The sequence below is a fragment of the Rothia sp. HC945 genome (assembly GCF_051370785.1).
In the GTDB taxonomy this organism is placed as follows: domain Bacteria; phylum Actinomycetota; class Actinomycetes; order Actinomycetales; family Micrococcaceae; genus Rothia.
The window spans coordinates 356,229-369,188 of record NZ_JBFCSN010000001.1 but is presented as its reverse complement, the minus strand read 5'-3'; the positions used below and the strand labels follow the sequence as shown (position 1 = coordinate 369,188).

12 protein-coding genes are annotated in these 12,960 nt (G+C 65.3%); all 12 read right to left on the bottom strand.

Annotated features, from left to right (window positions below):
* Positions 1-6 precede the first annotated feature (6 nt).
* A complete protein-coding gene (locus AB0Y14_RS01550) occupies positions 7-1,329 on the bottom strand; it encodes a dihydroorotase (RefSeq protein ID WP_436587540.1) in 1,323 nt (440 codons plus the stop codon).
* On the bottom strand, positions 1,326-2,321 hold the full coding sequence (locus AB0Y14_RS01545; RefSeq protein WP_129314431.1) for an aspartate carbamoyltransferase catalytic subunit: 996 nt from the start codon (positions 2,319-2,321) through the stop codon (positions 1,326-1,328). Before AB0Y14_RS01545 ends, AB0Y14_RS01550 begins: the two co-directional genes overlap by 4 nt.
* Positions 2,318-3,022: a bifunctional pyr operon transcriptional regulator/uracil phosphoribosyltransferase PyrR gene (gene pyrR / locus AB0Y14_RS01540; protein ID WP_129314432.1), complete on the bottom strand. Its 705-nt coding sequence runs from the start codon at positions 3,020-3,022 to the stop codon at positions 2,318-2,320. Before pyrR ends, AB0Y14_RS01545 begins: the two co-directional genes overlap by 4 nt.
* A 375-nt stretch (positions 3,023-3,397) precedes the next feature.
* Positions 3,398-3,811, bottom strand: coding sequence for a transcription antitermination factor NusB (gene nusB / locus AB0Y14_RS01535; protein WP_129314433.1), 414 nt, complete (start codon positions 3,809-3,811; stop codon positions 3,398-3,400).
* Positions 3,808-4,371, bottom strand: a complete 564-nt coding sequence (efp, locus tag AB0Y14_RS01530) for an elongation factor P (RefSeq protein WP_129314434.1) — start codon at positions 4,369-4,371, stop codon at positions 3,808-3,810. The genes nusB and efp overlap by 4 nt, the downstream gene beginning before the upstream one ends.
* A gap of 89 nt (positions 4,372-4,460) precedes the next feature.
* Positions 4,461-5,561, bottom strand: coding sequence for a 3-dehydroquinate synthase (aroB, locus tag AB0Y14_RS01525; RefSeq protein WP_436587539.1), 1,101 nt, complete (start codon positions 5,559-5,561; stop codon positions 4,461-4,463).
* 69 nt (positions 5,562-5,630) lie between these two features.
* The gene (locus tag AB0Y14_RS01520) at positions 5,631-6,194 is read right to left on the bottom strand and encodes a shikimate kinase (protein WP_436587538.1); all 564 of its coding nucleotides are present in this window, start codon (positions 6,192-6,194) and stop codon (positions 5,631-5,633) included.
* Complete coding sequence (gene aroC, locus AB0Y14_RS01515) at positions 6,191-7,411, bottom strand: chorismate synthase (RefSeq protein ID WP_436587537.1); 1,221 nt, start codon at positions 7,409-7,411, stop codon at positions 6,191-6,193. The genes AB0Y14_RS01520 and aroC overlap by 4 nt, the downstream gene beginning before the upstream one ends.
* Before the next feature lie 77 nt (positions 7,412-7,488).
* On the bottom strand, positions 7,489-8,448 hold the full coding sequence (locus AB0Y14_RS01510; protein ID WP_436587536.1) for a shikimate dehydrogenase family protein: 960 nt from the start codon (positions 8,446-8,448) through the stop codon (positions 7,489-7,491).
* A complete protein-coding gene (mltG, locus tag AB0Y14_RS01505) occupies positions 8,439-9,653 on the bottom strand; it encodes an endolytic transglycosylase MltG (RefSeq protein ID WP_436587535.1) in 1,215 nt (404 codons plus the stop codon). The genes AB0Y14_RS01510 and mltG overlap by 10 nt, the downstream gene beginning before the upstream one ends.
* The gene (ruvX, locus tag AB0Y14_RS01500; protein ID WP_436587534.1) at positions 9,650-10,192 is read right to left on the bottom strand and encodes a Holliday junction resolvase RuvX; all 543 of its coding nucleotides are present in this window, start codon (positions 10,190-10,192) and stop codon (positions 9,650-9,652) included. The genes mltG and ruvX overlap by 4 nt, the downstream gene beginning before the upstream one ends.
* 7 nt (positions 10,193-10,199) lie before the next feature.
* The gene (gene alaS, locus AB0Y14_RS01495; protein ID WP_436587533.1) at positions 10,200-12,887 is read right to left on the bottom strand and encodes an alanine--tRNA ligase; all 2,688 of its coding nucleotides are present in this window, start codon (positions 12,885-12,887) and stop codon (positions 10,200-10,202) included.
* Positions 12,888-12,960: the final 73 nt, after the last annotated feature.

Sequence of the window (12,960 nt, the reverse complement as noted above, 5' to 3'; positions counted from 1 at the left end):
GAGTTCCTAGTCTGCCTGGGCTTCGAGCGCCCGGGGCGTGTTGATGTGACCGTCGAGCACGGTCGGATGGCCCTTGAAGAACGTGGCCTGGACCGCGCCCGGGATCTCCAGCGAACGGTACGGCGAATTGCGTCCCTTCGACTGGTGCTTCTCGGGTTCGACCACGCGATGGGCCGCCGGGTCCACCAGGACGATGTTTGCGGGTTCCCCCTCGGCCAGAGGTCGGCCCTGGTCATCGATGCGCGCGATCCGTGCGGGTTCCGTGGACATGATGCGGGCGACGTCACACCAACCGATCCGGCCCGTCTCGACGAGGGTCTGCTGGACGATGGACAGCGCTGTCTCCAGGCCGGTCATGCCCATCGCGGCGCACGCCCACTCGCATTCTTTGGCTTCCACCGGGTGCGGGGCGTGGTCGGTTCCGACGACGTCGATGGTTCCGTCGGCCACGGCGTCGCGCAGGGCATCGACGTCCTCCCGGGTCCGCAACGGCGGATTGACCTTGTAGACGGGGTCGTAACTGCGGACGGACTCGTCGGTCAGGAGCAAGTGGTGGGGCGTGACCTCCGCGGTGACATCCACGCCTCGTTGCTTGGCCCAACGGATGATCTCCACGGAGCCCTGGGTCGAGACGTGACAGATGTGCACCCGCGAACCCACGTGCTGGGCCAGCAGCACGTCCCTGGCGATGATGGCCTCTTCGGCCACGGCCGGCCACCCTGCCAGTCCCAAATCCGCCGAGACGCTGCCCTCGTTCATCTGGGCGCCGTCGGTCAGCAGCGGTTCCTGGGCGTGCTGGGCGACGACGCCGTCGAAGGTCTTGACGTACTCGAGCGCGCGACGCATGAGCACGGCGTTGTGAACGCACTTGCCGTCGTCGGAGAACATGCGGACTGCGGCGCGGGAGTCGGCCATGGCCCCGATCTCGGAGAACCTCTCTCCCTCGAGCCCCACGGTCACGGCCCCGATCGGGTGGACGTCGGCCCACCCCGCCTGGCGTCCGAGCTCCCAGACCTGTTCGACGAGTCCGGCCGTGTCCGCGACCGGGTTGGAGTTGGCCATGGCGCACACGGCGGTGTACCCGCCGGCAGCAGCCGCGCGGGTTCCGGTCTCCACGGTCTCGGCGTCCTCACGTCCGGGTTCCCTCAGATGCGTGTGGACGTCCACCAGGCCGGGCAGGGCAACGAGCCCCTGGGCCTCGACGACGTCCGCGCCGTCCGCCTCGATCCCCTGCCCGACGCTGGCAATGGTTCCGTCCGCCACAAGGATGTCTGCGGTGTCCTCTCCGAGCAGGCTTGCGCCGCGGATGAGATATTTCTGATTGCTCATGATGTCCTTTGGAGTGCCGGGATCCGGTCCTGCTCCTGCGGACCGGTCATCAGGTGGTAGAGAACGGACATGCGGACCGAGACCCCGTTGGTGACCTGGTCCAGAACCAGGGATCGCGGGGAATCGGCGGCGGCGGAGCTGATCTCGAGCCCACGGTTCATCGGGCCCGGGTGCAGGATGGCGGTTTCGGCGCCTCGTGAATCGAGGAGGGCGAGTCGCTCAGGGGTCAGGCCCCAGAGCCGCGCGTACTCCTCCGACGACGGGAAGAACGCCGCGTGCATCCTCTCCCGCTGGATGCGAAGCATCATGATCGCATCCAGCTCCTGAGCCATGGCCTCGTCCAGGCTGTATCGGACCTCCACGGGCCAGTCCTCGATGCCCACGGGCAGCAGCGTCGGGGGCGACACGAGGGTCACGTGGGCCCCGAGCAGGGACAGCAACCACACGTTGGACCTGGCCACCCGGGAATGCAGAACGTCTCCGACCAGGGCGACCCGCATGCCCCGAAGATCGGAGCCTTGGGTCGGCCGCCCGTCGAGGCGGGACCTGTGCTGGCGCAAGGTCATCGCGTCCAGCAGCGCCTGCGTGGGGTGTGCGTGCGTGCCGTCACCCGCGTTGATGACCGGGGACGAGATCCAGCCGCTCGATGCGAGCCGCGCCGGCGCGCCCGAGGCCGGGTGCCGGATCACGATCGCATCGGCGTTGATCGCCTCGAGGGTCTGCGCGGTGTCCTTGAGGGACTCGCCCTTCGATACCGAGGAGCCCTTCGCGGCGAAGTTGATGACGTCGGCGGACAACCGCTTCTCGGCGGTCTCGAACGAGATCCGGGTCCGTGTCGAGTCCTCGAAGAACAGATTGACCACGGTCCGACCGCGCAGAGCGGGAAGCTTCTTGACCTCCCGAGTTCCGACCTCGGCCATCGAATCCGCGGTGTCCAGGACCTGGACGGCTTCCTCGAGGCTCAAGTCCCTGGTGTCCAGGAGATGCTTCATGATTCGACCGTCCCTTCGGCGTCGTTGCCGGTGGTCTCTTGCTTTCCGACGTCGACGGCGTCTGCCCCCGATGCGGCGGGGACCAGAAGAACGCAGTCGCCGAGATCGCGGTCGGCATCGCCCGCGGCGAGGGCAACGGGCTCATCGGTTTCGCGGAGGAATACCTGAACGGATTCGTTCTGGGAGGTGGGGAGGTTCTTTCCGACGTGGTCGGCGCGAATCGGAAGCTGGCGGTGTCCACGATCGGCCAGGACGGCCAAACGGACCACCTCGGGTCTTCCGAAGTCGCCGAGGGCATCGAGGGCGGCCCGAATGGTCCGGCCCGAGTAGAGGACGTCGTCGACGAGCACGACGTTCTTCCCGTCGATTCCGCCCGCGGGAATTCGCGTCGGTTGCGGCGTGCGGGACGTGTTGCGCCGAAGGTCGTCCCGATACATGGTGATGTCGAGCTGCCCGAGACACGATTCGGGGTCGAAATGCGGTTCGGTCGAGGCGATCTTCTGGGCAATGCGCTGGGCCAGAGGATAGCCCCTCCGCGGAATGCCCAACAGGACCAAGTCCTGGGTGCCCTTGTTGGCTTCGACGATCTCATGGGCAATACGGGTCAGAACCCGGTTGACATCCGCAGAATCCAGAATGACGCGCGCGTTCTCGGAAACCCTGTGATGAGGGCTGCCGTGACGGCGTGAGATTTCGGTCATCGCGTTTGCCTCCTTCCCCGCCTCACGGGACGGAATTTAAAGGTCAGCAAGATGTTCTCATCTGCGCCCAAAATTACCACAGGGCAGGTGCGGCCTTCGGCTTCGGGTCGAATTGTGTAGCGGCCGTGACGGCGCAGTCTCCCTCCCCCTCGAAGTGGCGATTTTCCCCCGCGAAGTGGCGATTTTGTGCACTTTTTGGGCCATTTTCCGCTCAAAATTGCCACTTCGGCGGAGAGAACGCTGCGGCGGAGAGAAGACCGCCCGGGCGTACGAAGACGCCGCCGGATCGTCGTCCAGCGGCGTCGTCACGCTCTGATGTGTCCCGGCCCGGAGGCCGCGTCGAGGGCACAACCCCCATCGGTTCGGGCCGAAGACTCAGTCCGTCAGCAAGGTCGGCTTGACCTTCTGCAGCCGGCCGAGGACCCCGTTGATGAATCGCGGTGAGTCGTCGGTCGAGTGGGTCCGTGCCATCCCCGTGGCTTCGGAGACGGCGACGGCGTCGGGGATGTCGTCGTTGTACAGCAACTCCCAGGCACCCAGCCGAAGGATCGCACGGTCGACGGCCGGCATGCGGTCCATCGTCCAACCCTTCGAATACGTTTCCACGTACTCGCGGATCTCCTCATCGCGCTCGACGACGCCCCGAACGATGCGCTCGGAGTAGTCGGTAATCAGCGCGGAGGTATGGAGACGGCGCCGGTGCAGGACCTCGAGAGTGTCCTGACCGCGCGACTCCGCCTCGAACAATACTTCCAGGGCGCGAACACGCGCCTTCGTTCTCGAGTTCACTCGTTGACGCGCCCCAGGTAGTCGCCGGAGCGGGTGTCTACCTTGACCTTGGTGCCCTGGTCCACGAACAGGGGAACCTGGATGGTCGCGCCGGTTTCCAGGGTCGCAGGCTTGCTGCCACCGGTCGACCGGTCGCCCTGGAGGCCCGGCTCGGTGTAGGTGATCTCGAGGACCACCGACGGCGGCAACTCGATGTACAGGGGCTCGCCCTCGTGGAGCGCCACGGTCACGGTCTGGTTTTCCAGCATGAAGTTCGCCGAATCCCCGACCACGCTTCCCGGGACGGTGATCTGGTCGTAGGTCTTGTTGTCCATGAAGACGTAGTCGGCGCCGTCCTGGTAGAGGTACTGGTACTCGGAACGGTCCACCGTGGTGACATCGACCTTCGAACCGGCGTTGAACGTCTTGTCGACCACCTTGCCGCTGTTCACGTTGCGCAACTTGGTGCGCACGAAGGCACCGCCCTTGCCCGGCTTGACGTGCTGGAACTCGATGACGCCCCAGAGGTTTCCGTCCAGCTTGAGGATGGTCCCGTTCTTGATGTCGTTGGTCGTTGCCACGAACACTCCTTCTGGCATGTTTTCCGACGGCGCGCGTGCACCCTGAAAAATGAATCGCTAATTATTGTAACGCCCTGTCGAGAGGCGGTTCAGGAAGCAATCTCCTGATAGGTCGCGAAGAGGATGGACTCGTCCGGGACCTCCATGATCCGCGGCGCCCCGATTCGGTCCAGCACCACGAACCTCAGGAGGTTTCCACGGGCCTTCTTGTCCCGGTGCATTCCGTCCAACAGTTTCTTCCACTGGTCTCCGCGGTAGGTCGTGGGCAGACCGACCTTCTCCAGGATCGAGCGCGTGCGGTCGACGACGTCGTAGGGAAGGTTCCCCGCCGCGCTGGACAGCTCTGCGGCGAACATCATACCCACGGAGACCGCAGCGCCGTGGCGCCACTGGTACCGCTCGTTCAGCTCGATGGCGTGACCCAACGTGTGACCGTAGTTGAGGAACTCGCGTCGACCCGACTCCTTGAGGTCCTCGGACACGACCTCCGCCTTGACCCTGATCGATCGCTCGATCAGTTCCCGGATCAGTGCCGATTGGGAATCCTGGACCTTGTCCGGTCGGGCCTCGATCAGATCGAGGATCTCGGGGTCGGCGATGAATCCGCACTTGATGACTTCCGCGAGCCCGGTGACGAGTTCGTTGACCGGCAGGGTCCGCAGGGTCCCGATGTCGCACAGGACGGCCGCGGGCGGGTGGAAGGACCCGACCAGGTTCTTGCCCTCCGCGGTGTTGATCCCGGTCTTGCCCCCGACGGCGGCGTCGACCATCCCCAGCAGCGTGGTCGGGATGTGCACCACGCGGACGCCACGCAGCCAGGTCGCGGCGACGAAGCCGGCGACGTCCGTGACGGCCCCGCCACCCACGGAGATGATGGCGTCAGACCGGGTGAAGTCGTTCTGGCCGAGGACCTGCCAGCAGAAGGCGGCGACCTGAACGTGTTTTCCCTCCTCCGCGTCGGGGATTTCGGCGCTGAAGGACTCGAGTCCCGCGGCCTTCAGGTCGTTCATCACCAATTCGCCGGTGGAACGCAGGGCGCGCGGGTGGATCACGAGCACCCGTTGGACTCTGGGTCCCAGGATTTCGGGCAGGTTGCCGAGCAGGTCGTGGCCCACGTGGACCTCGTAGTTCTCCGACGGCTGCTTGCCCGTCACGGCGATGCGCGTTGCCTCTGTTGGCTCGTCGGCCATGTGTTCCTCCTGGTACGACGCTCGGCGAACGATGGGCCGCGCGTGGGGGTTCCCGCCGGCCGGCATCGTTCAGACGGTGCGTGTCGTGCGAATGATGTCGTGCAGTTCCTCGGCCATCGTGGAGATTTCTCGATCGCCGCGGGCGTCGAGAATCACGGTGGCCAGCTCTTCGTAGGTTTCGCGGCGTTCTCGGAAGATCTCGTTCCACCGTGCGATGGGGTCCGGCTGGAGCATGGGGCGCGTGGTGTTTCCCTCGATCCGGGGCCTGACCGTGTCCTCGTCCACCTGGACGTACACCACCGTATGCTTCCTGAGCAGTTCCTGCACACGCGGGGTCATCGGAGCGCCGCCCCCGACGGAGACCACGGCGTTCTGGTTGTCCGGCGATCGGAGAATGGCCTCGATCGTGTCCGCCTCGATGTCCCGGAAGTACTTCTCGCCGTACTGGGTGAACAGTTCCGCGATCACCCCGTGGCGTTCCACGATCTGCTGGTCGGCGTCCACGAAGCCGTATCCGTGGAACTTGGACAGGTGCAGGGCCAGGAATGATTTCCCCGCCGCCATGGGACCGATCAGGACCACGGGGCCGACTGGTTCGGCGGAGCTCTGTGGCTCCTGTCCGGCCTGGCTCATGCGTCCCAGCCTTCGGTATTCGGCGCGAAATCCAGTTCCTCCGGGATCGAGTCCAGGTAGTTCTCGACATTGCGTCGGGTTTCCTCGATCGAGTCTCCCCCGAATTTCTCGGTGTAGGCGTCCGCAAGAACAAGGGCGACCATCGCTTCCGCAACCACGCCGGCGGCCGGCACGGCACACACATCGGAACGTTGGTGGTGCGCGGTGGTTGCCTCGCCGGAGGACGTGTCCACGGTCTTGAGCGCGCGCGGGACGGTGGCGATCGGTTTCATTCCGGCGCGCACTCGGAGGGCGTCACCGATGCTCATGCCGCCTTCGATACCGCCCGCGCGGTTGGTCGTGCGGCGGACTCGTCCCTGCTCGTCCTGGGTGATCTCGTCGTGTGCCTCCGTGCCGGGGCGTGCGGTCGTCAGGAATCCGTCGCCGACCTCGACGCCCTTGATGGCCTGGATGCCCATCAGGGCGCCGGCGAGTCTGGAATCCAGGCGGCGGTCCCAGTGGACGTAGGATCCGAGCCCAGGGACCAGGCCGTACGCGAGAACCTCGACGACGCCGCCGAGCGTCTCGCCGTTCTTGTGGGCGGCGTCGACTTCCTCGACCATCGAGTCCGAGGTCGGCTTGTCGAAGCAGCGCAGCGGGTCGGCGTCGAGAGATTCGACGTCCCGAGGCAACGGACGTTCGGCGTCCTCGGGGGCCGAGACTGATCCGATGGCCGTGGTGTGGCTGACCATCCCGACCCCCAGCTCGGCCAGAATCTGCGATGCGACCACCCCGAGGGCCACCCTGGTGGCGGTTTCCCTCGCGCTGGCGCGTTCCAGGACGGGCCGGGCCTCGGAGAACCCGTACTTCTGCATCCCGGTGAAGTCCGCGTGGCCGGGGCGGGGACGGGTCAACGGAGCGTTCCGGGCCCGGCCCTCGATCAGTGACGGGTCCACGGGGTCGGAAGACATCACGTCGGTCCACTTGGGCCATTCACTATTGGCGATCTCGATCGCGACGGGCCCGCCCTGCGTCCGTCCGTGACGGACTCCGCCGAGGAGCCGGACCTTGTCCTCCTCGAATTTCATCCGGGCACCGCGACCGTATCCGAGACGACGGCGGGCCAGTGCGCGGCGGATGTGTTCCGAGGTGAGCTCGACGCCGGCGGGAACCCCCTCGATGATTCCGACCAGGGCCTCTCCATGGGACTCTCCGGCGGTCAGCCAACGCAATGTCACGGTTCTACCTCATCTTTCGGTGATCATGTGTGGCGCGCGGACCCGCAGTACCGGGCGCAACGACGTGATGATGTCCTTCATCGTCTCGGTTGGAGCAAGGCGTCATCGCACACCGTCCGCGGAACGAAGGTGCGCGCCGGGAGGCCGAGAGCAGATGCCATGGCCGTGATGACGTCCTGCTGATTCGGCAGGTCCTCGACGAGGCTCTGTCCGACAAATAGTTTGATCTGGTCCACGGCCTGGTACAAGAGCATTTCACGACCCGAGACCGCGGTGCCCCCGTGGGCTTCCACGGCGTTGGACAGCTCCGACGGCCAAGGATCATAGGAGACGTCCAGCACGGCCGTTCCACCGAGATCACCCGTGATTTTCGTGGCGTACTCGTCGAAGGCCCGGGCCGGGAGGGTCGAGACCACGTGGTCGAAGTCCTCCAGCCTTTCGGGGGCGCGGTCGAGGGGTTCGAAGTCCAGATCCATCCCGATCCGGCCGGCGACGTCGGCCACTCGGTGTGCCCGCGACTCGTCACGGACGAACACCGTGCACCTGGAGGCGCCCAGGACGTGCAGGGCGGCGGCCGCGGCCGTTGCCGTGCCCCCACCACCCACGATTGCGGCCCGGGGCTCGGGGCCGGCGGACAAGCCGGTCAACGACAATGCGTTGACGATACCGGCCACGTCCGTGTTGTGTCCGAGCACCCGTCCCTCTCCCCCGGCCGGGTCGTCCGGCTTCGGGTCGGCCACGCGGGCGAGGGTGTTGATGACTCCGACCTTCTGTGCGAAACCCGTGAGCCGATCCGCGAACCGGCAGGCCTCCGATTTCAACGGCATGGTCACGGAGAAACCCCTCCATGAGGGGTCCCGACGTGCCGGGAGGACCGTGTCTGCCAGGGCGGCGGCTTCGACGTCCTCGGACCCGTACCGGATGCCGGCGTCCAGGACCTGGTAGGCGGCGCGGTGCATGACCGGTGACAGGCTGTGCTCCACGGGGTGACCGAGGACGCCCGCCCAGGGGCCGTGCGTTCCCTCCGTCAGACGCATTTGCCCTCATGTTCGGAGCACCACTGGTCGTACTCGTCCACGTTCTTCTGGTGTTCCTCGTAGGTCTTCGCGAACTTGGTTTCACCCGTGTCCAGGTTCACCGTCACCCAGTAGTAGTAGTCGTTCTTGTCCGGGTGTGCGGCGGCCTTGATCGCGTTGGACGCCGGCGACCCGATGGGGCCCTCGGGCAGGCCCTTGTTCGCGAAGGTGTTGTACCCGTTGGAAGCGTCCTGCTTCTGTTCGTCGCTGATCTGGTAGGTCTTCTCGCCCAGCCCGTAAGCGACCGTGGCGTCGGACTGCAGGAAGCCCTGGGTCTCTCCGTCCGGGTTGTCGATGCGGTTCTCAATGGCACCAGCAACGCCCTTGTAGTCCCTCGGTGTGCCCTCGAATTCGAGGATCGAGGCGACCGTGACCACGTGGAAGATACGGTCATCGCCCTTCACACCGGCGTCCTTCAGGTCCTTCTTGGTTTTGTCGACCATTTCCTGTATGACGTCCTTGGCGGAAGCGTCGGCGTCAAAACGGTATTCGCCCGGGTGCAGGAATCCTTCGAGGGACGTGAATTTGTCCGGGACACCGAATTGTCCGGGGTCGTTGTCCAGGGCCTTGAATTCGTCCACGCTGATGCCCGTGCCCTTGGCCAGGGAGTCGAAGGCTTCGTCCTTGCGCTGGTTCTGGCTGATGGCAACGTAGTGTTTGGCGCTGCCGGAGCCGATGAGGGAATTCATCGCGGATTCGGAACTCATGTGTTCCTGGAGTTCGAATGTTCCCGGCTGAATGAATTTGCTGGAGGCTTTGTCATCCATGACCTCCACGAATTTCTCGGAATTCGCGATGACGCCCTTCTCCTCGAGGCGTTGTCCCACGGATGCGTTCGAATCGCCTTGGCTGACGGTAATGCTGACGTTCTTGCCGTTGCCGTCCCCGTGATAGTCCTTGGTTTCGAACAGGCCGACGCGCGGTCCCAGGATCGAGGCGGACACCACAAGAGCAATGACGAAGATGATGGTCGCCGACACCAGGACCTGACGACGGCGAGCGTAACGACGCCGCGCCTGCTCCGGGGTCAGGTTCTCCTGCTCGATGCGCAGGCCACGAACGCCCGCTCTTCGTTCGGCTTCAGTCGGGGAGAAAAGTCCGTGAAAGGACTCGTTGTCATCGCCCGAAGACTCCCCACGGCGTTGGCGTGATGAATCTTCGCTCACGGAAGTTCTCCATTCTTTTCGACGTCATCGGTCACCGAATCATTGTCAGCGGCGTGCGGTTCCGAGTTAATACAATAACCGGCCACCGCCCGATCGGCTTTGAGCGCGTCGAGCGCCTGCTGAAGAATATTAGCCGCTGCCACCTGGTCGACCACGGACTTGAAGTCTCGTGAAGACACGCCCGCGTCGTGGAGGGACCTGTGGGCGGAGACTGTGGAGAGCCTCTCGTCCACGAGCCACACGGGAATGTCTGTCACGCCTTCGTCACTAAGTTCCGCGACGAGGGCGTTGGCGTACTCCTCAGCCATCTGGGTGGAGGCGCTCGAACCGCCGCTCAGGGTGCGGGGATGGCCCACGAAGATTTCCGTGACGTCGTGGACCGTGACCAGCTTCCGCAGTACTCGACGATCCGAATTCGTGTTGACGTTGCGCTTCAGGGTCTGGAGCGGCGTCGCCAGGATACCGTCGGGGTCGCTCAGGGCCAGGCCGACGCGGGCATTGCCCACGTCGACCCCCATGCGTTTGCCTCGTTCGAACACGATCTCTTTACTTGCCCGCCGCCTGGGCTACCTGGCTCTTGACCTGGGTGAAGGCCTCGTCGACCTTCGCGGGGTCCTGTCCGCCGCCTTGGGCGAGGTCGTCCTTGCCGCCGCCGCCACCGCCGAGGACACCGGCCGCGGTCTTGACCAGGGCACCGGCCTTGACGCCGAGATCGCGGGCAGCCTGATTCGTGGCCACGACGACCACGGGCCGTCCGTTGCTGGTCCCGGCGACGACGACCGTGGCCGCTTCTTCGCCGAGACGGTGGCGCAGGTCGGTGGCCAGGTTGCGGACGTCGTCGGCGGCGAGGTCTCCCGCGTTGTGGGCCAGCAGCCGCACTCCCCCGATGAGTTCGGCGGTTTCGACCAGTCGCCCTGCTTCTGCCTGGAGCTTCTCCTTGCGCAGCTTCTCGAGTTCCTTCTCCGCCGACTTGAGCCGGTTGAGCGTCGAGCTGATCTTGTCCGGCAGGTCGGCCGAGTTCTGGACCTTCAACAGGTCGCTCAGCTGGCTGACCAGGGTCCGCTCTGCGGCCAGGTGGTTGAAGGAATCCAGGCCGACCAGTGCCTCGACGCGGCGGTTGCCGGATCCGACGGACTGTTCGGAGATGAGCGAGAGCGACCCGATTTCGGACGAACTGGTCACGTGCGTTCCGCCGCAGAGTTCGCGGGAGAAGTCGCCGTTCATTTCGACGACGCGTACGACGTCGCCGTACTTTTCGCCGAACAGGCCGATGGCTCCCATGGCCTTGGCCTCGTCGTAGGGCATCTCGCGAGTAATGACCTCGTAGTTGTCACGGATCGCGGTGTTGGACAACCCCTCGACTTCCTCGCGGACGGTCTGCGAGAGCGAGTCGGTCCAGGCGAAGTCGAAGCGCAGGTAGCCCTCCTTGTTGAAGGAGCCGCGCTGCATGGCTTCGGGGCCAAGCACGCTGCGCAGGGCCGCGTGGACAATGTGGGTGCCCGAGTGGGCCTTCTCGGCGTCCTTGCGGCGCTGCACATCAACCTGGGTCCGGGCCTCGACGCCGGCGACGACCTCTCCCTCGGTGACTTCGCCCTTGTGGACACTGAGCCCGCGGACGGGCTGCTGGACGTCGTGAACACGGATCGCATAGCCGTTTCCGGTGATCATGCCCGTATCGGCGGCCTGGCCGCCGGCTTCGGCGTAGAACGGGGTCTCGTCCAGAACGACCTCGACCGAGGCACCCTCGGACGCGGCCGGGACGGTCACGCCGTTCTGCAGGATCGCACGGATGCGGGTGTGGCCGCTGAGCTCGGTGTACCCGGTGAACACGGAAGCCCGCGCATCGACCAGCTCCCGGAAGGCGCCGAGGTCCTCGTGCGATCCCTTCTTGGCCTTGGCATCGGCCTGGGCGCGCTGCCGTTGCTCCTGCATCAGGGAGCGGAAGGCCTTTTCGTCCACGCCGACCCCGGCCTCGGAGGCCATCTCCAGGGTCAGGTCGATCGGGAAGCCGTAGGTGTCATGCAGGGCGAAAGCCTCTTCGCCCGTGACGGACCCGCCGCCGGTCTTGGCGTGCTTGACGGCCTCGTTGAGGCGCGTGGTCCCGGATTCGATGGTGTGCAGGAAGGCCCGCTCTTCCGCGTAGGCGATGCGGGAGATGCGGTCGAAGTCGTCGGCGACCTCGGGGTAGGCGCCCTTCATGGCGTCCCGGGAGGTCGGGAACAGCACGGGGAGGCACGGTTCTGTGACTCCGAGCAAACGCATCGCCCGAATGGCGCGGCGCAGCAGGCGGCGCAGGATGTAGCCGCGGCCTTCGTTCGACGGCGTCACCCCATCGGAGATGAGCATCAGGGAGGAACGGATGTGGTCGGCGACCACGCGAAGCCTGACGTCGTCCTCATAGCCTTCGTCTGCGGCGGACTCGGAGCCGAAGTACTTCTTGCCGGACAGCTCCGAGGCGGCGTCGAGTACGGGGCGGACCTGGTCGGTCTCGTAGAAGTTCTCGACTCCCTGGAGGATCATGGCCAGGCGCTCGAAGCCCAGTCCGGTATCGATGTTCTTTTTGGGGAGCTCGCCGAGGATTTCGAAGTCGTCCTTGCCGATGCCCTCGCCACGCTGGAACTGCATGAACACGAGGTTCCAGATCTCGATGTAGCGATCGTCGTCGACCGCGGGGCCGCCGTCCTTGCCGTAGGCGGGGCCGCGATCGTAGAAAATCTCGGAGTCGGGGCCGGCGGGTCCGGGCTGGCCCGTGGACCAGTAGTTCTCCTGCATGTTCATGCGCTGGATGCGTTCCTCGGGGAATCCGACGTCGCGCGTCCAGATGTCGAAGGCTTCTTGGTCGCCTTCATACACGGTGACCCAGAGGCGTTCGGGGTCCAGGCCGAAGCCGCCCTCGGAGTGCGGCGAGGTCAGCAGCGTGTAGGCGAAGGGAATCGCCTGTTCCTTGAAGTAGTCACCGAAGGAGAAGTTTCCGGCCATCTGGAAGAAGGTGCCGTGGCGGGCGGTCTTGCCGACTTCGTCGATGTCCAGGGTTCGGATGCACTTCTGGACGGAGGTCGCGCGCTTGTAGGGGGCCTTCTCCCGGCCGAGGAAATACGGGATGAACGGGACCATACCGGCGATCGTGAACATCGCACCGGCTTCGTTCGAGACCAAGGAGGCGGACGGGACCACGGTGTGTCCGCGTTCTTCGAAGAATTCGATCCAGCGCTGCTTGATTTCCTGAGAGAGCATATCGGCTATTAGTCCTTCGTCCTGAGTTTCTTGTGTGACGTTGTGGTGTCCGTTGGCGTGGGGTGCTTTGTGC